The sequence below is a fragment of the Paenibacillus curdlanolyticus YK9 genome (genome assembly GCF_000179615.1).
Taxonomy (GTDB): domain Bacteria; phylum Bacillota; class Bacilli; order Paenibacillales; family Paenibacillaceae; genus Paenibacillus_T; species Paenibacillus_T curdlanolyticus.
The window spans coordinates 201,546-222,885 of record NZ_AEDD01000009.1 but is presented as its reverse complement, the minus strand read 5'-3'; the positions used below and the strand labels follow the sequence as shown (position 1 = coordinate 222,885).

General features: G+C 51.6%; 19 protein-coding genes. 15 read left to right on the top strand and 4 right to left on the bottom strand.

The genetic code is table 11. The features are described from left to right. Window positions 1–27: 27 nt before the first annotated feature. The 5 genes from PAECUDRAFT_RS17315 (at window position 28) to PAECUDRAFT_RS17295 (ending at window position 4,664) form a co-directional block, all read left to right on the top strand. Window positions 28–795, top strand: coding sequence for a response regulator transcription factor (locus tag PAECUDRAFT_RS17315; RefSeq protein WP_006039428.1), 768 nt, complete (start codon window positions 28–30; stop codon window positions 793–795). Window positions 796–953: 158 nt separating this feature from the next. Further along, window positions 954–1,682 (top strand): (Fe-S)-binding protein, encoded by a 729-nt coding sequence (locus PAECUDRAFT_RS17310; protein WP_006039427.1) that lies wholly within the window; start codon window positions 954–956, stop codon window positions 1,680–1,682. Further along, window positions 1,679–3,205 carry a LutB/LldF family L-lactate oxidation iron-sulfur protein gene (locus PAECUDRAFT_RS17305; RefSeq protein WP_006039426.1) on the top strand — a complete coding sequence of 509 codons (1,527 nt, stop codon included), beginning with the start codon at window positions 1,679–1,681 and terminating at the stop codon, window positions 3,203–3,205. Before PAECUDRAFT_RS17310 ends, PAECUDRAFT_RS17305 begins: the two co-directional genes overlap by 4 nt. Continuing rightward, window positions 3,189–3,914: a LutC/YkgG family protein gene (locus tag PAECUDRAFT_RS17300; RefSeq protein ID WP_006039425.1), complete on the top strand. Its 726-nt coding sequence runs from the start codon at window positions 3,189–3,191 to the stop codon at window positions 3,912–3,914. Before PAECUDRAFT_RS17305 ends, PAECUDRAFT_RS17300 begins: the two co-directional genes overlap by 17 nt. Window positions 3,915–3,953: 39 nt before the next feature. Next, window positions 3,954–4,664, top strand: a complete 711-nt coding sequence (locus PAECUDRAFT_RS17295) for a FadR/GntR family transcriptional regulator (RefSeq protein ID WP_006039424.1) — start codon at window positions 3,954–3,956, stop codon at window positions 4,662–4,664. 69 nt (window positions 4,665–4,733) lie between these two features. On the opposite strand, the gene PAECUDRAFT_RS17290 is transcribed toward PAECUDRAFT_RS17295, so the two are convergent. Continuing rightward, window positions 4,734–5,381 (bottom strand): class I SAM-dependent methyltransferase, encoded by a 648-nt coding sequence (locus tag PAECUDRAFT_RS17290; protein ID WP_006039423.1) that lies wholly within the window; start codon window positions 5,379–5,381, stop codon window positions 4,734–4,736. Window positions 5,382–5,546: 165 nt separating this feature from the next. Between PAECUDRAFT_RS17290 and PAECUDRAFT_RS17285 the strand changes: the two genes are divergently transcribed. The 4 genes from PAECUDRAFT_RS17285 to PAECUDRAFT_RS17270 all read left to right on the top strand — a co-directional run bounded on the left by PAECUDRAFT_RS17285 (window position 5,547) and on the right by PAECUDRAFT_RS17270 (window position 8,923). Then, window positions 5,547–6,428 (top strand): SDR family oxidoreductase, encoded by an 882-nt coding sequence (locus tag PAECUDRAFT_RS17285; RefSeq protein ID WP_006039422.1) that lies wholly within the window; start codon window positions 5,547–5,549, stop codon window positions 6,426–6,428. 73 nt (window positions 6,429–6,501) lie between these two features. Continuing rightward, entirely contained in the window at window positions 6,502–6,933 is a 432-nt protein-coding gene (locus tag PAECUDRAFT_RS17280; RefSeq protein ID WP_006039421.1) for an Rrf2 family transcriptional regulator, read from the top strand. A gap of 145 nt (window positions 6,934–7,078) precedes the next feature. After that, on the top strand, window positions 7,079–7,726 hold the full coding sequence (locus PAECUDRAFT_RS17275; RefSeq protein ID WP_006039420.1) for a nitroreductase family protein: 648 nt from the start codon (window positions 7,079–7,081) through the stop codon (window positions 7,724–7,726). Between the two features lie 195 nt (window positions 7,727–7,921). Next, window positions 7,922–8,923: an aldose 1-epimerase gene (locus PAECUDRAFT_RS17270; RefSeq protein ID WP_006039419.1), complete on the top strand. Its 1,002-nt coding sequence runs from the start codon at window positions 7,922–7,924 to the stop codon at window positions 8,921–8,923. A 62-nt stretch (window positions 8,924–8,985) separates the two neighbouring features. Here PAECUDRAFT_RS17270 and PAECUDRAFT_RS17265 read toward each other — a convergent pair whose 3' ends face one another. Together PAECUDRAFT_RS17265 and PAECUDRAFT_RS17260 are read right to left on the bottom strand one after the other, a co-directional pair. Next, window positions 8,986–11,022, bottom strand: coding sequence for a beta-galactosidase (locus PAECUDRAFT_RS17265; RefSeq protein ID WP_006039418.1), 2,037 nt, complete (start codon window positions 11,020–11,022; stop codon window positions 8,986–8,988). A 119-nt stretch (window positions 11,023–11,141) separates the two neighbouring features. Continuing rightward, window positions 11,142–12,032, bottom strand: coding sequence for a helix-turn-helix domain-containing protein (locus tag PAECUDRAFT_RS17260; protein WP_267879184.1), 891 nt, complete (start codon window positions 12,030–12,032; stop codon window positions 11,142–11,144). A gap of 705 nt (window positions 12,033–12,737) precedes the next feature. On the opposite strand from PAECUDRAFT_RS17260, the gene glgB reads away from it, so the two are divergent. The 6 genes from glgB to PAECUDRAFT_RS17230 all read left to right on the top strand — a co-directional run bounded on the left by glgB (window position 12,738) and on the right by PAECUDRAFT_RS17230 (window position 21,053). Then, window positions 12,738–14,645, top strand: coding sequence for a 1,4-alpha-glucan branching protein GlgB (glgB, locus tag PAECUDRAFT_RS17255; RefSeq protein WP_006039415.1), 1,908 nt, complete (start codon window positions 12,738–12,740; stop codon window positions 14,643–14,645). A 29-nt stretch (window positions 14,646–14,674) separates the two neighbouring features. After that, window positions 14,675–15,841 (top strand): glucose-1-phosphate adenylyltransferase, encoded by a 1,167-nt coding sequence (locus PAECUDRAFT_RS17250; RefSeq protein ID WP_006039414.1) that lies wholly within the window; start codon window positions 14,675–14,677, stop codon window positions 15,839–15,841. Next, window positions 15,838–16,950 carry a glucose-1-phosphate adenylyltransferase subunit GlgD gene (glgD, locus tag PAECUDRAFT_RS17245; protein ID WP_006039413.1) on the top strand — a complete coding sequence of 371 codons (1,113 nt, stop codon included), beginning with the start codon at window positions 15,838–15,840 and terminating at the stop codon, window positions 16,948–16,950. Before PAECUDRAFT_RS17250 ends, glgD begins: the two co-directional genes overlap by 4 nt. Before the next feature lie 20 nt (window positions 16,951–16,970). Then, window positions 16,971–18,437 carry a glycogen synthase GlgA gene (glgA, locus tag PAECUDRAFT_RS17240; protein WP_006039412.1) on the top strand — a complete coding sequence of 489 codons (1,467 nt, stop codon included), beginning with the start codon at window positions 16,971–16,973 and terminating at the stop codon, window positions 18,435–18,437. Next, a complete protein-coding gene (locus PAECUDRAFT_RS17235; RefSeq protein ID WP_006039411.1) occupies window positions 18,419–20,380 on the top strand; it encodes a glycoside hydrolase family 15 protein in 1,962 nt (653 codons plus the stop codon). The genes glgA and PAECUDRAFT_RS17235 overlap by 19 nt, the downstream gene beginning before the upstream one ends. A 172-nt stretch (window positions 20,381–20,552) precedes the next feature. Next, a complete protein-coding gene (locus PAECUDRAFT_RS17230; RefSeq protein WP_006039410.1) occupies window positions 20,553–21,053 on the top strand; it encodes a GNAT family N-acetyltransferase in 501 nt (166 codons plus the stop codon). Window positions 21,054–21,147: 94 nt separating this feature from the next. Here the strand turns inward: PAECUDRAFT_RS17230 and PAECUDRAFT_RS25355 are convergent, their stop codons facing one another. Beyond that, window positions 21,148–21,279 (bottom strand): hypothetical protein, encoded by a 132-nt coding sequence (locus PAECUDRAFT_RS25355; protein WP_006039409.1) that lies wholly within the window; start codon window positions 21,277–21,279, stop codon window positions 21,148–21,150. Window positions 21,280–21,340 lie beyond the last annotated feature (61 nt).

Genomic DNA, 21,340 nt, shown 5'->3' with positions numbered 1-21,340 from the left:
GCAAGCTCCGAAGAAGGAGTGTCATGAATGAAAGTGATGATCGTAGATGATGAAGAGATGATCCGGCTCGGGCTGGAAAAAATCATGTCCAAGCTGCATCCCAATCTGTCGGTTGTTGGATCGTACAGTAACGGCGCAGTCGCATGGGACAACTTTGCCAAGCTGTACAGCGATGGGCTGGATCTCGTTGTTACGGATATTAAAATGCCTTTCATGGACGGGATCAAGCTGATTGAGAAAATCAGAGAGGTCGCTTCCGATGTTCAAATTATCGTGCTGAGCGGGTTTGAGGAGTTCGAATATGCACGGGCCGCTTTGCGTTTTGGCGTGAAGGACTATCTGTTGAAGCCGGTTGATAAAATTCAACTGCAAGAGCGGCTTGTCGAGATTGAATCCCTCCGGCAAAAAGCGCTGGCTAACAAACCGGAAGAAAGCGCCGCGCCAATCGAGGATCGCGAGCATCATGCGGTGGAGCAGGTGAAGCATGAGCTTGAGCAATCCTACGATCAGCCGTTTGAGCTAGAGAAGCTTGCGCAATCCGTCGGAATGAACGGCAGCTACCTGAGCAGATTGTTTCGCATCCAGACGAATATGACTATGACGGATTACGTCATTCAGCTTCGCATTGAGAAAGCGAAGGAGCTGCTGATCGGCAATCCCGCGCTTCGCAACTATGAGATTTCACAGCTGGTTGGCTATCATGATCCGGTCTATTTCAATAAGTTATTTAAGAAAACGGTCGGCGTCACTCCGAAGGATTATAGAGAGGGAAAACGCGGAACACCGGGATCCTAGCACATAAAGCCGATGGCAAACTTTCCGAGAGGAACAGAAGTGAAAACGCTATTCTCTTCCTTGCGCGAAAGCTACTCCGTCGGTTATACTTTAATCAACTTGTCTGACAACCTGATATTATATCAACCGTTCTTGCGGCGGGCGAACAGGGGTGCAACATGAAAGTATCATTATTTATAACTTGTTTAAGCGATGCGATTTATCCGAATGTGGGCGAGTCGATGGTACGATTGTTGGCCGAATACGGCGTGAGGCTGGAATTCCCTCACGTTCAGACCTGCTGCGGGCAGCCGGCATTCAATAGCGGGTACTGGGACGATGCGAGGAAAACAGCGGCAACGATTATTGAAGCGTTCGAGGACTGCGATTTTGTTATCTCGCCATCAGGCTCCTGCACGGGCATGATTCATCATTATCCGAAGCTGTTCGAGCAGGATGCTTCGATGCTGGAGAAGGCGAAGCAGCTGCAGGCGAAGAGCTACGAATTTACGCAATTTATCGTGCAAGTGCTCGGAATTACCGACCTTGGGGCTTCCTTTCCTCACAAGGTTACGTATCATCCTTCTTGTCATGGCAGCCGATTGCTGGGCGTGAAGGAGGAACCGATCGCTTTGATGGAGAACGTTCGCGGACTGGAGCTGGTGCCGCTTCCTTTTGCAGAGGATTGCTGCGGCTTTGGCGGAACCTTTGCCGTGAAGATGTCCGATATTTCTGGCGCGATGGTGACGGAGAAGGTCGATCATGTATTGGAGACAGAAGCGGAAGTGCTGGTGGGCCTTGATATGGCTTGCTTGATGAATATAGGCGGCAATTTGCGATATCGGAATAAGCCGGTACGCGTCATGCATTTGGCAGAGCTTCTGTATGAAGGGGTGAAAAACGCATGAGCGGATCGCATAAGACGAGAAACGCAACAGTGAAGGAACGAGCGGGCTTGGCGTTGAATGACGAGTTTCTGCGCAAGGCGGTTAAATTTACGACGGAACGGCTTCGTTCAGGCAAAAAAACGGCGTCCGAGGAGCATGGCAATTGGGACGACTGGCGGGAGCGGGGCAGGCAAATTCGCATGCATACGATTGCGCATTTGGACTATTATTTGAATCTGTTTGCCGACAATGCGCGCGCCAATGGCGTGCATGTCCATTTTGCAGAGACGGATGTTGAGGCCGTGAAGATTGCACTGGCGATCGCAGAGCGCAAACAGGCAAAATCAGTCGTGAAGTCCAAATCGATGGTGACGGAAGAGCTGCATTTGAACCATGCGCTGGCAGGGATCGGCGTAGAGGCGATCGAGACGGATTTGGGCGAATACATTATTCAGCTGGCTGGCGAGACGCCATCGCATATTATTATTCCTGCGATTCATAAAAATCGGTACCAGATCGCAGACCTTCTTTCGGCGGAAGCGGGCGAGACGCTGGCGCCGGATACGCAGATTCTAGCCGGCTTTGTTCGGAAGAAGCTGCGCGAGAAGTTTCTGGAGGCTGATATTGGCATGACGGGCTGTAACTTTGCGATTGCGGAGACAGGCTCTATGGTACTGTTCGAAAATGAAGGGAACGCGCGAATGGTCACCACAGTGCCGCGTACGCAAATTACGCTGATGGGCATGGAGCGGATTATTCCTTCCTTCGAAGACCTTGAAGTGATGGCGACGCTGCTGCCGCGTTCTGCAACCGGCCAGAAGCTGACCGTATATATGTCCGGCATTACAGGGCCTAGGCGGGAGGAGGATGCTGACGGCCCTGATGAGATGCATATCATTATCGTCGATAACGGCCGTTCCAACCAGCTTGGCGATCCGGAATTCCAAGAGCTGCTGAATTGCATCCGCTGCGGCGCCTGCTTGAATGCCTGTCCGGTTTATCGGCATATTGGCGGTCATGCCTATGGCGGTACCTATAGCGGACCGATTGGCGCCGTGTTGACGCCTGCGCTGCAGAAAAATGTTGCGGAGTGGGACGATATTGCGAATGCGTCGAGTTTATGCGGGGCTTGCTACGAGGCCTGTCCGGTCAAAATTCCGCTGCATGACATGCTCGTTTATTTGCGGAGGCGAAAGGTCGAGGGCGGCCATGGCAATAAACTGGAATCGGCCGGGATGAAAGGCTTCTCGATGCTTATGGGCAATTCGAGGATGATGCGCGGCGCTTTGCGCTTCGGACAGCTTGGTCAGAAGCTGGTCGTGCGAGGCGATGTGATTCGAACGAAGCTTGGGCCTTTGAAAGGTTGGAACACCTACCGAGTGACGCCAAGCTTGCCCAAGCAAGCTTTCCGTGACCGGTGGACGGAGATTGAAAGCCAAACGGCTTCGAGCGCCAAGCCGATGGCGGCGTCGACCCAAGCGCGCATGGAAGCGATCGTACAGCATCGGAATGAAAGGGGGGGCGGACATGGCGGACACGCATAGAGAATGGCTCGATCAGATGGATGCAGCCTCACGGGCGAAGCAGAAAACGTTTATAGACGGGCTGACGGAGAAGCTGGGACGACCGAGGGTTGCCGAGGCGCCGGACCATCCGTTCCGCGGCGCGCCTGCGTTCTGGCGCAGCTTCGATTGGCCGTTGGAGGAGCGGGTGGAACGATTCGGGGCAAATTTCAAGGCGGCGGGCGGCCACGTTGCGCGGTTGGCGGACTGGGAGGAAGCGAAGCAGTATATCGCGGACAAAGCGTCGGAAATGCGTGCGCGATACGTCGTGCGCCAACGGCAGCCTGAGCTGGATGCGATGGAACTGGAAGCGGCGCTTTCGGAAGCGCAGGTGAAGGTATGGAACAGCAGCTCGGAGGAAGAATGGAGCGCACGGGCGGCGGAAGCGGATTTTGGCATCGTCGTTGCGGATTATGCGGTTGCTTACACGGGTTCGCTTGCTGTGTTATCATCGAAGGATAAAGGGCGTTCGGTTAGCTTGCTGCCCACTGTTCTGTTCGCGCTTATTCCGATTGATCGGCTGAAGACGAGGTTAGGCGAGCCGTTAATGGCGTTTGATGCGCTTGGACGAGAACAGCTTCCTGCAGGCATCCATTTTATTTCGGGACCGAGCCGCTCGGCAGACATCGAGAATGACCTGACGATCGGGGTCCACGGGCCAGGCATCGTATATGCGTTAATTATTGGTTGAAACAGCTGGGAAGCTGAAAAATAGATAGGAGCAAGTGAAATGGACGTAGCAAAGCTGGATAAACGCAATCATTACGAGGAAATTACCGAGCAGATTAAAGCGCTCATCGGAAGCGGTAAGCTGAAGGTGGGAGATAAGCTCCCTTCAACCAAAGAGATGTCGGAACGGTTCGGAGTCGGCCGATCGACGATGCGTGAAGCGCTGAGCGGGCTGAAGGCGATGGGATTAATCGAAATCAGACAAGGCGGAGGCTGCCGGGTCGTGAGAGAGCAGCCGCTTGCCGAACCCTCATCGGCACTGGCGTCCATGCGGCTGGATGGAACCTCCTTGCTGGAGCTCCTTGAAGCGAGGCAAGCGCTAGAGATATCCAACGCATCGATAGCTGCCGCTAAACGGAGCGAATCTGACATTGAACAGCTTCGACTGATCGTTGCAGATATGGTGGAAGCCGCAGGCGATGATGCTGCTGGCGAAAGGCTTGATGTGGCGTTTCATCAGGCAATTGCTCATGCAACCGGCAATTCCATTCTGGTACAGCTGTTTGACACGATTACACAGCAGACGGAGTCTGCCATTCGTGATGTGCGGCGGGCCGAAATGTATGCGAATCGAGCGGTTGCAGACCAATTACTGTGCGAGCACAACATCATCTGCGAGGCGATAGCTACGGGTGATGAGGCGCTCGCTGGTTCTGCTATGCGGGAGCATTTGCAACACGTTGCACGCATTGTGAACAAGCATTCAACGTAAATCGAAGAGACCGTTTCTTGCATGCACGCTCATGCAAGAAAAACGGTCTCTTCCTGTTTGCATCGGCCGTCAGATGGCGCGGAATGCATAAAGACGTCCCTGCACATTCTCGCTGCCGCTTCCGTCCGATGTCCACGCAGATTCGTATTCGCCAGCGAAGGAATAGCCGCAATCCCTTACGCTGCGAGTGATTTGAGGCAGATCAGGCGTTAGTTCGTCGAAGGTAAGCACAAGCAAGCCGCCTGTTTTGAGCGTACGGCGGAATTCTAATAAAGCTTCTCTGGCATCTGCTTGTTCCAGTCTTTCAATGACGGATAAACAGAATACGGTATCAAACTTCTCGTCATCGTACGGCAGCCGAGTGATATCCGAGCGAATAAATCGAAGCGCGTCGCGCTCCAAGCGCTCTTGAATCGCAGCTGCATCCAGCGCGGGCTCCTCTTCATGCTGCATATGCTCGAATACGGATTGCAAGGATACGATTCGAGGGTTATGACGGGTTTCGTAATCCGTCTGATTGGAACGGATAATGCCGCGGCTAAGCGAGGAATCTAAGACGACGCGGTGAGGATGAACGAATAGGCCCGACCATGCCCATTCCTCCGACCGAGTCCACCATGCGGCGGGCACTTTAAAAGCGAACGGGCGGTTCGCAGTGTTGGAATCGACGCGCTCCTCGTCAATCCAACGTGCTTTCCAATTGTGATCAGCGTTCATGTTCGGCTTGATCCTCCTTCGACGGCGCCAGTGGAATAGGTAGGCGTATTATTACGATATGATCGATTGTTTTCGTCTTATGCAATAATACTGACAATCTGTCGTCAACATTGCTGATATATGCTTACTAACGATAATGGAATACAGTCGGAAAGGGAGAATAGAATGAATACATTGTCGGGCAAAGTAGCAGTGGTCGCAGGGGCAACGCGGGGAGCTGGCCGCGCGATCGCTGTATCATTGGGCGAAAAAGGGGCAACGGTGTATTGCACGGGGAGAAGCACGCGCGAGCAACAATCCGATATGAACCGTCCCGAAACGATCGAAGAGACAGCAGAGCTGGTTACAGCCAGCGGCGGCTGCGGCATAGCCGTGCGAACCGATCATACGAATGAACAGGAAGTGCAGGCATTATTTGAACGCATACAACAGGAGCAGGGCGGCGTGCTTGATATTATGGTTAACGATGTATGGGGCGGAGACCCGTTAACCGAATGGGGAGCGACGTTCTGGGAGCATTCGCTTGCCGACGGGCTTCGAATCCAACGCCAAGCGGTTCATTCGCATATGATTACGAGCTACTATGCAGCCCCATTGCTGAAGGCAAGCCCTTCCGGACTACTAATTGAGGTGACGGACGGATGGGATTATCGGTATCGCGGCAACCTCTATTACAGCCTTGCCAAAATTAGCGTGATTCATCTGGCGCAAGCGATGGCAAGCGATTTTCGAGATGCAGGGGTGACGAGCGTCGCTGCAACGCCAGGCTTTTTGCGTTCAGAAGCGATGCTGGATCACTTTGGAGTGACGGCTGACAATTGGCGGGATGGCGTCGCAATCGAACCCCATTTTGCCCAATCGGAGACGCCTTACCTGCTTGGCCGCGGACTTGCTGCATTCGCTTGTGATCCGCAGCGCATGGAGTGGTCAGGGAAAGTGCTGACGAGCTGGGATTTGTCGGAGCGCTATAATATTGCAGATGCAGACGGCGCCCGGCCCCATTGGGGAAGGTATGCGAAGGAAATCGGCGTTTTCGACCCAAGCTAGGCAAAAGTCTTAGGTTGCAGTATAGTTAGTCTTATTGAGCGAACAAACCTGTGCGTGAAGGAGGAGATAGTCGGTGACGACGATTCGTAAACCGTGTCCGCCCAGTTTTCGTACGTTTGGGCTAGCTATACAAGCGCTTGTCGTACTTGCTAGCAATGAGCATACTTGTCCAAGCTGTACGATAGCGGATCAATTGCAGTCAGAAGCGACGCTGCTTCGCAAAATATTAGCGACGCTTGCGCGTGCGAGCTTAATCGAGACTAGAGAAGGGCGAGACGGCGGGTATCGGCTGCTGCGTCCAGCGGAGCAGATCACGTTAGCGGAAGTTTATCAAGCGCTTCAAATTAGCGAGGAGCTGGGGCGCAGCATGGAGGAAGCGACTGGGTCGCATCCGTTTGGCATCATGATGCAGGGCGTTTTTGCCAGCTTGGTAGCGGAACTAGACGAGAGTACGATGAAGGTGTTGGAGAAGCATACAATTGCCGAATTGATATCCCGGGCCTGAAGGATGGCTGTTCGCAAAAACGGCGCCACATCCTATTGACAGCATCTTTTCTTTGCAATATACTGTGTACAGAAATGAACAGTTACTCGCCTTTTTTTGAAGTTAACTGAGCGAAAATAGACACAGATTAATGGAGGGATTGTTAATGAGTGCAAACCAAGCTGTGAAACAAGATTTTATGACGGTAATTAGTGAACGCCATTCCGTTCGCAAGTATGACCCAACGGTTAAAATTTCCCGCGAAGAGCTGACGACGATGCTGCAAGAGGCAACGTTGGCTCCTTCTTCGAGCAATATGCAGCCATGGCGTTTCCTCGTAATCGAGGATCAGAAGCTGAAGGAAGAGCTGCTTCCGATTGCTTACAACCAACAACAAGTCGTAGACGCTTCGCATGTCATCGCCGTATTGGCTGACAAAGAATCGTATCGCCTTGCCGAGACGATCTATGACCGCGCTGAGCAAGCGGGTGTTATGGATGCGACTACGAAACAACGTATGCTGGGCAGCATCACAGGCGAGCAATCCCCTTACCGCAAAGAGGCGATCGCGAAGGATATCGGCCTTGTTGATGCAGGCTTGATCTCGATGCAGCTGATGCTCGTTGCCAAAGCGCATGGCTATGACACGGTGCCAATGGGCGGCTTCGTTAAATCGCAATTCAACGAAAAGTTCGCAGTGCCTGAGCGTTATGAGACGGTAATGCTCATTGCAATCGGCAAAGCAGCCGTTCCGGCTCACGCATCCGTTCGTCTGACGGTGGATGAAGTAACGTTCTGGAACAGCCTTACTTAATACGATGCAGCTAAAAATGCTTCGGCAACCAAGCCTAACGGCTTGTAGCCGGGGCTTTTTTTGTTTAATAAAAACATATTGAAATCGATTGCTAGCGCTGCTGTTCCATACGTATAATAGGCTTTGTGGGGAATTGACCCAATATAGATGCATCTACATATAATAACTTGATTATGACATAGGAGCAGTGATCGAATGGCTTATGAAGCGACGGAAGGATTATTTTACGGAGAGAAAGCGATATGGCTCCGAGCAGGCAAATATGAAGCAGCATTGCTGCCGAATATGGGTGCCAACCTTATAGCATTTCGCGATGTAGAGGCGGGATACAAGTTTTTGCGCGAGCCTGAGGAGCAGGAGATGGACATCTTCCGCGAACACCCGGCCATCTATGGCATTCCGGTGCTCTTCCCGCCAAACCGATACCGGGATGGCAAATTCGAAGTAGCGGGCATTAAGTATGAGCTGCCTGTAAACGAGCCGGCAACGGGCAATCATCTGCACGGTTTCTTCTACAATAGGCCATGGAAGGTCGTGGATAAAGGGACGGACGGGCAGGAAAGCTTCGTCGTGGTCAGCTACACCGTGGATGAAAACGATAACATTTACCAATACTTGCCGCATCATTTCGAAATTCGCATTCGGTATTGTTTATCCAAGAACGGACTTACGCAAACAAGCAGCGTTACGAATCTTGGAAATAAATTGATGCCTAGCATGCTTGGCTTCCATACTGCATTTAATGCGCCATTCGCGCCGGGGAGCAAGCGTGAGGACATAACCGCTCATGTCACGACGGGCGTACGGTGGGAGTTGGATGATCGGAGTCTGCCGACGGGCAAAACGATTCCGATGTCCCCAGCTGAGCTTGCCATAAAATCGCCGGCAGGCGGATCGCCGTTCGCGGAGCAGTTGGACAATCATTACTCTGCGGAGCCGGTAAACGGTCGCAATGTCGCAGAAGTGGTCGATCACCGAATTGGCGTCAAACTGGTATACGATGCGGGCACCAAATTTAAGCATTGGATGATTTGGAACAATAAAGCATCCGTCAATTACTTCTGTCCAGAGCCTCAGATCAATATGGTAGACGCGCCGAATCTTAATCTTCCTGATGAGACCAAAGGATTAGTCATTCTTCGGCCAGGCGAAGCGTGGACCGAAACAAGTCGTTTCTATGTCGAAACAGTGTGTTGAAAATTGTTGAATAGAATGAGAAAAAGCAAGCATTCGCTACTGCGAAATGCTTGCTTTTTTAGTCATTTTTTACGTGTTTCTTCTATTATAATAGTGCTCCGTGCAGCGACCTTGATTTGCCCGACAGCGGGCTGCCCGCTTAACAGCTCGGTGCCTTGAACGTCACCCAGTTCAACCGTTTGCACGGTGTCGTTATGATTCAAAATAAACACATAGGATTGGCCGTTCTTCGTTCTGCGAGTCGTTTCCATTCCAGACTTCGACGGCAGTATCGACAATATTCCGCGTTTTTCGCAAATTTCGCCGAGCAAGCCTTGCAAGAATGCTGGCTCCGGACTGGATGCCACGTACCATGCTTCGCCTTGGCCGAATAGGTTGCGAGTGACGGCAGGCATGCCTGCATAGAAGTCTTGTCCATATTCTGCAATGATATCAGCGCCCTCGACATGCAGCAGATCGCATAGCAAACCGCATTCATAGCTGCCGGTCAACGCGCCTAGCTTATCTTTTATAATGATCTGATTTCGCTGATCAGGGTATAGGGCATCGATTTCTTCTACCCAAATGCCAAGCATGTTGCGTAATTCGCCGGGATAACCGCCGAGCGTGACGATATCGTTCTCGTTGACGATTCCGCTAAAGAAGGTTGTGAGGAATGTGCCGCCATTACGAGTGAATTGTTCCAGCTTGGCTGCTAATCCCGGTTTCACCATATATAGCACCGGGGCGATGAGAATGTCGTAGGAACGGAAATCCGCATCGAGACCGACCATGTCGACTGCAATATTTTGCTGATAAAGCGCATCGTAATACTTATGCACTTCGGCCGTATATTGGAGTGCAGCGGATGGACCGCTGGAGTATTCGATCGCCCACCAATTGTCCCAATCAAATAAGATGCCGACCTTCGCATCGCTGCGCGCATCGAGCAATTTATCGCCCAATTGCTGCAGTTCACTGCCTAATTGCGCACATTCGCGGAACACGCGCGTATGCTCGTGACCGACATGCTCGATTAGTGCGCCGTGGTATTTCTCGCATGCGCCGATCGAGCGGCGAAGCTGGAAGAACATGACGCTGTCCGCGCTATGCGCGACCGCTTGATAGCTCCACAGCGCCATCACGCCTGGCCGCTTCAAGGCGTTATAGGCTTGCCAGTTTTGCTGGCTTGGCGTTTGCTCCATCAGCAAAAACGGTTGGCCTTCTTTTAATCCGCGCATCAGGTCGTGCATCATTGCCGTGTAGCTGAACGGTGTATCGGCAGAAGGATAGTTGTCCCATGAGACGATGTCCATATGCTGTGCCCATTTGAAGTAATCCAGCGGCTTGTATGCGCCCATAAGATTCGTCGTGACGGGAATGTTAGGCGTATGTTTCTTGAGTTCAGCATATTCTAGCTTATAGCAGTCAAGCATGCTGTCCGAGTTAAATCGCGTGTAATCAAGCGAAATGCCTTGGAAGCAGGTGTGGCGGGCGGACCATTGCTCACTGAGCATGTTGGGCGGCACGATTTCTTCCCAGTCATAGAAGGTGTGGCCCCAGAAGCGCGTATTCCACTGCTCGTTTAGCTTATCTAGCGTGCCATATTTGCTTCGCAGCCATACACGAAAAGCAGCAGCGCAATTATCGCAATAACACTCGCCGCCATATTCATTGGAAACATGCCACAGCAGCAGCGACGGATGGTCTTTATAACGTTCAGCAATTTTCGCTGCCAATTTTGTCGAATAAGTGCGGTAAACAGGGCTGTTCGGGCAAGAATTATGCCTGCCGCCGAACTTGCGTTTGCGACCTTCAAAGTCAGTTCGTAAAATCTCTGGATATTTGCGGGCCATCCATGCAGGATGGGCGCCCGTGCTTGTCGCAAGGCAAGCGTGGATGCCATTCTCCTGAAGCATAGCCATAATTTCGTCTAATGTGGAAAAATCATAGGTTTCATCATCAGGCTGCAGCATTGCCCATGAGAATACATTGACGGTTGCAATATCCATCCCTGCCAATCGAATCATTCTCATGTCTTCCGACCATACGCTGCGATCCCATTGCTCAGGGTTATAGTCCCCGCCATATAAGATTTTGGTTAATTTTGACGACAGCAAACTATCAGCTCCCCTTAATCGTTATGTCTGTATTTTACAGCATCAAAACACTGTCATACATATAACAATTAAAGGCCAGTATATAATAATACGGAACAAAGTTCAGTTGAACACTGCGCTTATCTTCGACCGACCTCTGACCATATGTCCGATACTTCAACCCGCAGCTCGGAAGCGATCAGCTCTGCTGTCAAACGCTGTGGCTTCGTAATTTTGCCATTGCGAAGCTTGGAGATGGTCTGAATGGAGATGCCGGTCGATAACGAAAGCTGGCTTGTCGAAATATCTCGTTTGGCCATCCAAATTTTGAGTTTCATGCCAGGCTGCCCGGAATCATTCGCTTCCTTCAGGTCCCATACGGAAAACGCAAATTCTTGAATGGCACCAAACCCGTCAAAAATCGGACATATGGTTGCTCTCATCTCCAAGCCGCTCATGTCCTCGAAGCTTACGGTTCGAACGACAATCTCCCGAGAGGAGCTGTCGATGCTGGCATTAGATAGCTGCTCCCTGATCATCTCGTGAACATTCGGATCCAGAAAGTCGAAGATCGATTGATGCAGAGGAGAATGATCTGCGCCTGTAAGCGGAGAGTAGTTCTGGTGAAACTTGCGTACGATATACTCATGATCGCAAATGCCGATGTTAAGCGCTTTTGCGACGGATGATTGTTGTTCTAGCCATTTGTCCGCACTCATATCCTTGGCAATGATCAGGTAATAGGTGCGTCCGGTTGCGTCCTCGTCACAGCAAGGTAGCGGCTTGATTTCCATCGTGATAGGTTTGACGCTTCCAAAGCTAGGCTTAAGTGTCGTCTCGATAATCCCGTGAACCAAAGCAGGCTGCTTGTTGCTATAAAGCTTGGGGAACAGCTGTCGAATCTGTATCGCTTGCAATCTATCGATCTCATAACCGGTCATTCGTATAAATGCAGGGTTGGCTTCGGTTATCGTAAGGGAACGGCCAGACCGTCGAACGACAGCTAGTGGTTGCTCCATCGTGTCGAATATATGCCGAAATATGTCCTACCATTCCTCTCTGATTTTATTTCTATCACGGTACAAGTATAGGCTTGTTGGCCCTTACGGACAATGATTCTTTTTAGCTAAAATGGTAAATGATTTGTTTCGTAAAGGAGATGAGGATTTAAAAAATTAAACCCGACCGTAGATAGAAGACGATAGTACGCCAAAGGGACCCAATCAAGGGATGACTCGGCCTCTTTCGTCTCTTAGCGTACTTTATCGTGGGAAGCTTTATCGAATAAGATGGATATACCCATGGGACAATACGTCCCCGGCGAGTCATCAGGGGGTCAGACATCATGAATGAAGTGAAGGAATTGACATGCATAATCGAGGGCTGCAGCAAGGCTGTAAAGGCAAAAGGCTTATGTGCCATGCATCACCAACGGGTGCTAAGGCACGGCGATCCGCAAATTGTAAAGACTCGAAGCGCGAAGCAACCAGTAGACTGTAATTGGATCGGTTGCGCACGCTCGGCGATCAGTAAGGGGTGGTGTTCCAAGCATTATTATATCAATCGTACATATGGGGGAGATAATCGTAAGCGAAATTAAGACATGTGTTAAGTGAGTGTTAACTACGTGTAAGATGGGAGTAAATAAAGTTAACTTAATTGATGAAAATAAGGGTTTCAAATTTTCAACCTTCTTGTATAATAGGGGGTATCAACGCCGACAGGGGGTGTAACCTTTGCCGAGACTAGCTGCGCCGCCTTATGGCATCACAATGCATGATTTGTATTTGTACAATGAAGGTGCGTTGTATCAAAGCTATCGGACATTCGGTGCTCACCGAATGAAGTGGAAAAGAAGGCTCGGTGTACGCTTTACCGTATGGGCTCCCAATGCAGTCAGCGTAGGTGTTGCAGGCGATTTCAACGATTGGGATGGATCGAATGATCAGTTGGAGAGGTTCGGTACCTCCGGCGTGTGGTCAGGGTTCATTCCTGGCTTGAAGGAAGGCGCTAGATACAAGTACGAAATCATCGCTTCAGACGGGACCAAACTGCTTAAAGCCGATCCTTATGCTTTCGGGTCCGAGCTAAGGCCGAATACGGCGTCAGTCGTAACGGACCTGAACGGATACGAATGGAACGATTCAGCGTGGATGGACAATAAGCGAAGCACCTTCGATCGACCGCTCCTCATTTATGAAGTGCATGCCGGCTCCTGGAAAATCCATGGCAAGGAGCAATTCCTCTCCTACTCGGAGCTAGCCGACCAATTGGTCGACTATGCAGCGTCAATGGGTTATACCCATATCGAGCTGATGCCGCTCGCCGAGCATCCGTTTGATCGGTCATGGGGTTACCAGATTACCGGTTTCTATGCTGCCACGAGCCGATATGGCTCGCCGAAACAGCTGATGCATTTCGTTGATCGTTGCCATCAGATGGGCTTAGGCGTCATCCTCGATTGGGTGCCGGGCCACTTTGTTAAAGACGAACATGGACTGCGCGAGTTCGATGGAACACCGCTTTACGAAGGCCCGAATTGGCGGAAAGCCGAGAAGCCGTTATGGGGCACCTTGTCCTTTGATTTCGGCCGCAGCGAGGTCGTCGGGTACCTCATCTCTAACGCGTTGTTTTGGTTGGATTATTTCCACATCGATGGCTTGCGAGTCGACGCTGTCGCGCATATGGTGGATCTCCACATGGATAAACCGCCCGACTTATGTACGCTAAACCCCTATGGCGGCAAAGAAGATCTGGATGCTCTCCGGTTTCTGCGCACGCTGAACGAAATTGTCTTTCACTACTATCCCGAGACGCTAATGATTGCCGAAGACTCCTCTGCTCAACCGGCTGTCACATCGCCCACCTACCTCGGCGGACTCGGATTCAACTACAAATGGAATATGGGCTGGATGAACGATATTCTTCGTTACATGCTTCTTGATCCAGCTGACCGCAAATATCACCATAATCTCATCACGTTCTCACTCCTGTATGCATTCTCCGAAAACTACGTGTTGCCGCTCTCGCATGATGAAGTCGTGCATGGCAAACGATCCTTACTCCACAAGATGCCTGGCTCCTATGAAGACAAATTCGCGCAATTAAGGCTGTTATACGGCTATTGGATGACCCATCCCGGCAAGAAGCTGCTATTTATGGGCAGTGAATGGGGACAGTTCGATGAATGGAAAGATCTTGACCAACTCGATTGGATGATCCTTGATTATCCATTGCACGCAAGCATGCATCGCTACGTTCGGCGGCTGAATGGCGTATATCGCTCGACTCCTGCCCTATGGGAATGTGATCGCGAGCCGGATAGCTTCCGATGGATCGATGTACATAACACGGAGCAAAGCGTTATTAGCTATGAACGCCGTGGCAGGGAAAGGGATACGATTTCGGTCGTCATCTGCAATTTCTCTAACCATGATTACGGGCATTACCGGGTCGGCGTTCCTGAGGAAGGTTTCTATGAATTAACGATTCATAGCGGTGAAGATGGATCAGAAGATAGCGGCACAACGTCAGCCTGGGCAGTGCATAGCGATCCGATCCCGTATCACGGCCGCGACCATAGTATTGAATTCCGGCTTATGCCGTTTTCATTTTTATTGTTCACCTACGAGGGCAGAGGTTAACAACATATTTTAACTGGGGGTTGATGTCTATGGGGCGTAAAGAAATGGTCGCCATGCTGCTCGCCGGGGGAGAAGGAAAGAGACTCGGTGTACTGACGAAAGACTTGGCAAAGCCGGCCGTTTACTTTGGCGGGAAATATCGCATTATTGATTTCACGCTAAGCAATTGCGCTCATTCAGGCATAGACACTGTAGGGGTGTTAACGCAATACCAGCCGTTGGTATTGAACCGATATTTGGGTATCGGAAGCCCGTGGGGACTTGACCGCCGAGATGGCGGAATGGCTGTACTGCCGCCGTTCGTGAAGCAAAAGGGCGGCGTTTGGTACAAGGGAACGGCAAATGCAATCTATCAGAACATGGGCTTCATTGACCGTTCTGATCCGGATTATGTGCTAATTATTTCAGGCGATCATATCTACAAGATGGATTACGAGAAAATGCTGGCGCATCACAAGAAAACAGGAGCGGACGTGACGGTCGCCGGCCTTGAAGTGCCATGGAAGGAAGCAAGCCGATTTGGCATTATGCATGCTGATGATGAGGATCGCATTACGGCGTTTGAGGAGAAGCCGAAGGTGCCTACAAGCAATACGGCATCGATGGGGATTTATATATTCTCGTGGCCAGTCCTGCAGCGATATCTTATTCGCGATGAGGCGAACCGCCATTCGTCGAATGATTTCGGGAAAGATATTTTGCCTGCGATGCTGAGAGACGGTATGAATATGTTTGTGTATCCGTTCCGCGGCTATTGGAAGGACGTCGGCACAATCGAGAGCTTATGGGAAGCGAATATGGATTTGCTGGATGATCGGCCGCCGCTTGATCTCACCGATCCGGAGTGGCGCATTTATTCCGTCAGCCCGAACCGTCCGGCTCAATATATAGCGCCGCAAGCTTCCGTTGTTTCGTCTATCGTAACAGAGGGATGCTTGATTGAAGGCGACATTAATCGATCGGTTATTTTTTACGGTGTACATGCGGCCCGGGACAGCGTGATACGTGAATCTGTCGTTATGCCGAACGCGAAAATCGGTGTTGGCGCACGACTTTATCGAACAATCGTTGGGGACGGGGCCGTCATTGCCGACGGGGTAACGATTGGCCACCCGGATCAGTCTTCGATTACAGTCGTTGGTAGCGACGAATTCATTTCCAATTACAAAACGCTGCTGGAGGTGGAGCCTTCATGAAAAATAAAGTAATGGGCGTCATTAACCTGATTCACGAGCCGGATGAATTGGAAATTTTAACGTCTGGCCGCTGCCCGGCAACGGTCCCGTTCGGCGGGCGTTACCGCCTGATCGACTTTATGCTGTCCAACATGGTGAATAGCGGGATTTCTCGCGTAGCCGTGTTCGCGCATACCAAATATCGCTCGCTAATGGACCATCTAGGCTCTGGCAAGCACTGGGATTTGCATAATCGGCAGAGCGGATTGTTTATTCTCCCCCCCTCTTCGGATGATCAGCAGGAGCTGCGTCGCGGCGACCTGTACCATATGTTCCAAAACCGTGATTACTTTACGCGCAGCCAACAGGAGTTCGTCGTCATTTCCCGCAGCCACGTCGTGTGCAATATTGACTTGGCGCCGGTCATCGATTTCCATGAGCGTCAGGACGCTGACATTACGGTCGTATGCAAACGCCAAACGGACCCGATTCCGGGCAAAAGCCGCAAGGTGGAGCTGAACAGCGCGGGGCGAGTGATTGGCATGCAGGATCATTATGGCCGGCTGGACAGCGATTTGCTGTCTACTGAAATTTATGTGATGCGGCGCGATTTCCTGATGGAGCTCGTCGAGACATCGTTGGCGCAAGGTCAAGAGCATCTCATCCGCCATGCGATCATGTCACGGCTGGATCGGTTGAATGTATACGGCTATTTGTTCGAAGGTTATCTCGGCATGGTGAACACGCTTGAAAGCTATTATTGGAATAACATGCAGATGCTGCGGTCCGATGTTTGGAAAGAGGTGTTCTTCCGTCCGGGCTCAATCTTTACGAAGGTGAAGGATGAGCCGCCAGCGCGATATTTGGAGGGGGCCAAAGTGTCGGGCTCGCTAATCGCGAATGGCTGCGTCGTCGAAGGCATGGTCATCAATAGCGTGTTATTCCGTGGGGTTAAGGTGCGCAAAGGCGCGATTATTCGCAATAGCATCGTGATGCAAAACGGCGTTATCGGCGAGAATAGCGTGCTCGATTATGCCATATTGGATAAGGATGTCGTCATTGATCAAGGGCGCGATATTCGCGGCGCGGCGGGGTCGCCGTTTCTCGCGGGCAAGCGCAAAGTGATTTAAAGCAGAGAGGGGGAAGTGCAGTGAACGTATTGTTTGCCACTTCGGAGGCTGTGCCTTTGGCAAAATCCGGCGGATTGGGAGATGTGGCCGGCGCGTTGCCAAAGGCGCTGAACGAGCGGGGAGCCGATACGCGTGTCGTGCTTCCCAAGTACGCGGAAATACCTTCAGCTTATCTTGAGCATTTCGAGACGATCCACACCTTTTCATTTCGATTCGGTTGGAGGCATCAATATTGCGGCCTGCTGCGCGGCGAAATCGAAGGCGTTATTTTTTATCTCATCGATAATGAGCAATATTTTAATCGAGGCGGCTTATACGGGTACGATGACGATCCGGAGCGTTTCGTGTTTTTCAATTTCGCGATTGCGGAGTGCTTGCCTCATTTCGGCTTCGTGCCGGATGTGATTCACTGCCATGACTGGCAGACTGCGCTGCTTCCGTTTCTGCTGAAAACGCGATATGCGTATGACCCGTTATGCCGATCCGTCAAGACGGTATTTACGATTCATAATCTTCGCTACCAAGGCGTGTTCGGCCAGAAGCTGCTTCAGGATTTGGTCGGGATGGACGATTTCTGGTTTTGGACGAGCGGCCTCGAGTTTTATGGCGCTGCCAATTGCATGAAAGCGGGGCTTCAGTATGCGGACAAGCTTACGACGGTAAGCGAGACGTATGCGCAGGAAATCCAGACCGAATATTGGGGCGAGCGGCTTGACGGCGTCATTCGTTGGCGCGCTGCAGATCTCCACGGCATTCTGAATGGTATCGATACGGATAGCTTTGACCCGATGAATGATCCTGCCGTACACACGCCGTATAGGGGCTCGATTAGCCGCAAACGCAAAAACAAATTGGTTTTGCAACGGGAATTTGGCCTGCCTGAATCCGAATCCATACCCGTCATCGGCGTTGTGACGAGGCTGGTGGATCAAAAAGGGATCGATTTGATCGACCGTGTGCTGGGTGAATTGTTGGATGAAGGGATTCAGCTTATATTCCTCGGAGCAGGAGAATACCGTTACGAGGAAATGCTGCGGGGCGCAGCGGCATGGAAGCCTGAGCAGCTCGCGGTGCGGCTGGGCTATAACGAAGGCTTGGCCAGACGCATCTATGCGGGCTCGGATATGTTTTTGATGCCGTCATTGTTTGAGCCGTGCGGGTTAAGCCAATTGATTGCGCTGCGCTATCGCACGGTGCCGATCGTAAGGGAGACCGGTGGGCTTCGTGACACGGTACAGTCATACGACGAATATACTAAAACAGGAAACGGTTTCACATTCGCCAATTACAATGCGCATGATATGCTTCACACCGTACGCAGAGCGGTCCAGCTGTACCGGGACGATGAGGAAGCATGGAAAACGATCATTGCCAATGGCGCGAAGGAAGACTATAGCTGGAGCCGTTCCGCCAAGTCATATATGTCCCTGTACGGTGAACTTCTGCCTTTGCGAAAGGAGACAGAAAGATGGCCCGTCACCTCGTAATCGGAAACGGCAAGATGCTGCTCAATATCGATAACCATTGTTTTATTCGGGATATTTATTATCCGTATGTTGGACAGCTGAACCACGTCGGCGGCCAGACTTGCCGCTTCGGCATCTGGGCTTCCGGCCGGTTTACTTGGCTGGATGATCCCGGCTGGAAATTCGAGCTTGATTATATTGAAGGCTCGCTCGTCACGAACGTCATAGCTAAACATGAGGCGCTCGGCGTTCAGCTGCATATTAACGATGGCATCCACCAGCGTGAATGCATTTATATGAAGCGTGTGGTCGTCCGTAATCTAACGGACGAGTCGCGCGAATTCCGGCTTTTTTTCCATCAGGACCTTATGATAGACGGCTCCGAGGTAGGGGATACGGCTGCCTACTACCCGGAAAATCATACGCTGCTGCACTATAAACGCTCCTCTTACTTTATGTTTAACGGCTTCTCTGACGAAGGCGGCATCATGCAGTATTCGACGGGCATCAAGCGGTTTCATTCCGCTGAAGGAACATGGCGCGATGCAGAGGATGGCGTGCTGATGGGCAATGCAATTGCGCAGGGCTCGGTGGATAGTACGCTTAGCTTTCGAACGACAGTGCCGCCTGGCGGAGAGAAGACCGTTTATTACTGGATGTCGATCGGCAAGAGCCTGGAGGAAGTGAAGGGGCTAAACCAGTACGTGCAAGAGAATCATCCGGAGAAGCTGCTTAGCCGCATCGTGATCTATTGGAAGCACTGGCTTCATCGTGCGGACAAGGATATGGGCGATCTGCCTGCAGACGTCGTACGCAGCTTCAAGCAGAGCCTGCTTATGGTGCGTACGCAAACGGATGAGAACGGAGCTATTATCGCAGCGAACGATACCGACATTTTGCAATATAATCGGGATCATTACAGCTACATGTGGCCACGGGACGGCGCGCTTATCGCAGAGGCGATGTCGTCTGCTGGCTTCCAGAGCGTGATCGCGCCGTTTTTCAATTTTTGCGCGCAGGCGCTGGCGCCAGAAGGATATTTGTATCACAAATACAATCCCGACGGAACGGTCGGCTCCAGCTGGCATCCCTATATCGTCCAAGGAAGCAGGAGGCTGCCGATTCAAGAGGACGAGACTGCGCTCGTCCTGTTTGCCTTGTGGAAGGACTACACGCGGCATCAGGTGATCGAGCTGCCGCAATCGCTCTATTCGAACCTGATCCGCAAAGCGGCGCATTTTCTAACGGAATATGTGGAGCACAGCTTGTCGCTGCCTAAGCCTAGCTATGATTTATGGGAGGAGCGTTACGGGATTTGGACATATACAGCCTCCTCCGTGTACGGCGGGTTGATGGCGGCAGCGTATTTCACCGAGCTGTTCGGGGATTATGAACGCAGCGATCATTATCGAGATACGGCGCAGTCGATTAAGCGAGGAATTCTGACCCATCTCTGGGATGAAGAATCCGGACGCTTCGCGCGAGGCCTCGTCCAGAAGGATAATCGCTGGGTGAAGGATATGACGCTCGAAAGCAGCTTGTTCGCCATTTGGGAATTTGGCGTGCTTCCGGTTGAAGATGAGCGTGTCGTGCGAACGATGCGGGCTATTAAGGAAGGGCTTCGCATCCGGACGAATGTAGGCGGAATAGCCCGGTATACGAACGATTATTATTTCCAGCAATCGGGCGATATCGAGAAAGTGCCGGGCAATCCTTGGATTATATGTACGCTGTGGGTGGCGAACTATGAGATTGAAGCGGCCAGCAGTCTAAGTGAGCTGGAAGGGCCGCGTCAGACGCTGCAATGGGTTGTTGATCATGCGCTGCAGAGCGGCGTGTTGCCAGAGCAGCTTAACCCTTATGATGGGGCCCCGCTATCGGTTGCGCCGCTTACTTGGTCGCATGCGACCTTCGTTCAGAGCGTAACGAAGTATGCGAGAAAGTATCGGGCTTTGCAAGGCTAGACGACAGCTGTTTCTGTTGCTGGTTATTCAGCGGCAGGGACGGCTGTTTGTTTTGTATCAAACTGGAAATGATGCGTTACTGCATAACGGTGGAGCGATACCGGAAGGTTATGCGATAATGGGGAGGACAACACGAGGCAAGCTTGCTTGCACGGGAATGGAGGCAGCACATATGGGAATAGCGCTCGAGGTCATGAATGCGACAGAGCAGGATTTGCCAACAATCGTAGACATATATAATTCGACCGTTGCCAGCAGGATGGTGACCGCCGATTTGGAGCCGGTAACGGTTGAGAGTCGGATGAAGTGGTTCCATGAACGGGACTGGGCGACACGCCCGATCTGGGTAGCCCGACAGGGCGGGCAAATCGTAGGCTGGGTCAGCTTTCAGCCGTATTATGCGCGTGAGGCGTACCGTGCAACGGCAGAGCTTAGCATCTATATTGGATCCGATTACCGCGGCAGCGGGATTGGCGGGGCATTATTGGAGCATGCGCTCCGTGGTTGCGATAAGCTGGGCATTAAGACGCTTATCGGGCTCGTCTTCGGGCATAATGAGCCGAGCCTTCGTTTGCTTGCCAAGTTTGGTTTCCAACAATGGGGGCTGCTCCCCGGGGCATGCGAGCTTGATGGCATCGAACGGGATGTTGTCTTGATGGGGCGTAAAGTGTAACGGCATTTCAGTGACTTGCCTAGAATGGAAAAGGGCTTCCGCCGCGCCGTAGCGCTAGCGGAAGCCCTTTTTCGCTTACTCGTTGCTCAACGGCTTAGCACCAAGCACGGAGAACGATGACGAGAAGAATATAGAGAACGAGAATAACGCCGATGCTAGTGCAAATTGTGCCAACTCCGCCAAGACCGCCGTATCCGTGTCCTGCTCCTGCAACAGGGTATCCCATAGTTCATGACCTCCTAAAATGGTACTGTGTGGTGATTTGATGTCTCACATCACATTGTTAA

Coding starts and splice junctions, on each gene's coding strand:
- PAECUDRAFT_RS17295 (WP_006039424.1), top strand. CDS start 3,954: ATGGACGTAGCAAAGCTGGATAAACGCAATCATTACGAGGAAATTACC.
- PAECUDRAFT_RS17290 (WP_006039423.1), bottom strand. CDS start 5,381: ATGAACGCTGATCACAATTGGAAAGCACGTTGGATTGACGAGGAGCGC.
- PAECUDRAFT_RS17250 (WP_006039414.1), top strand. CDS start 14,675: ATGGGGCGTAAAGAAATGGTCGCCATGCTGCTCGCCGGGGGAGAAGGA.
- PAECUDRAFT_RS17275 (WP_006039420.1), top strand. CDS start 7,079: ATGAGTGCAAACCAAGCTGTGAAACAAGATTTTATGACGGTAATTAGT.
- PAECUDRAFT_RS17300 (WP_006039425.1), top strand. CDS start 3,189: ATGGCGGACACGCATAGAGAATGGCTCGATCAGATGGATGCAGCCTCA.
- PAECUDRAFT_RS17235 (WP_006039411.1), top strand. CDS start 18,419: ATGGCCCGTCACCTCGTAATCGGAAACGGCAAGATGCTGCTCAATATC.
- PAECUDRAFT_RS17305 (WP_006039426.1), top strand. CDS start 1,679: ATGAGCGGATCGCATAAGACGAGAAACGCAACAGTGAAGGAACGAGCG.
- PAECUDRAFT_RS17230 (WP_006039410.1), top strand. CDS start 20,553: ATGGGAATAGCGCTCGAGGTCATGAATGCGACAGAGCAGGATTTGCCA.
- PAECUDRAFT_RS17310 (WP_006039427.1), top strand. CDS start 954: ATGAAAGTATCATTATTTATAACTTGTTTAAGCGATGCGATTTATCCG.
- PAECUDRAFT_RS25355 (WP_006039409.1), bottom strand. CDS start 21,279: ATGGGATACCCTGTTGCAGGAGCAGGACACGGATACGGCGGTCTTGGC.
- glgD (WP_006039413.1), top strand. CDS start 15,838: ATGAAAAATAAAGTAATGGGCGTCATTAACCTGATTCACGAGCCGGAT.
- PAECUDRAFT_RS17270 (WP_006039419.1), top strand. CDS start 7,922: ATGGCTTATGAAGCGACGGAAGGATTATTTTACGGAGAGAAAGCGATA.
- PAECUDRAFT_RS17285 (WP_006039422.1), top strand. CDS start 5,547: ATGAATACATTGTCGGGCAAAGTAGCAGTGGTCGCAGGGGCAACGCGG.
- PAECUDRAFT_RS17315 (WP_006039428.1), top strand. CDS start 28: ATGAAAGTGATGATCGTAGATGATGAAGAGATGATCCGGCTCGGGCTG.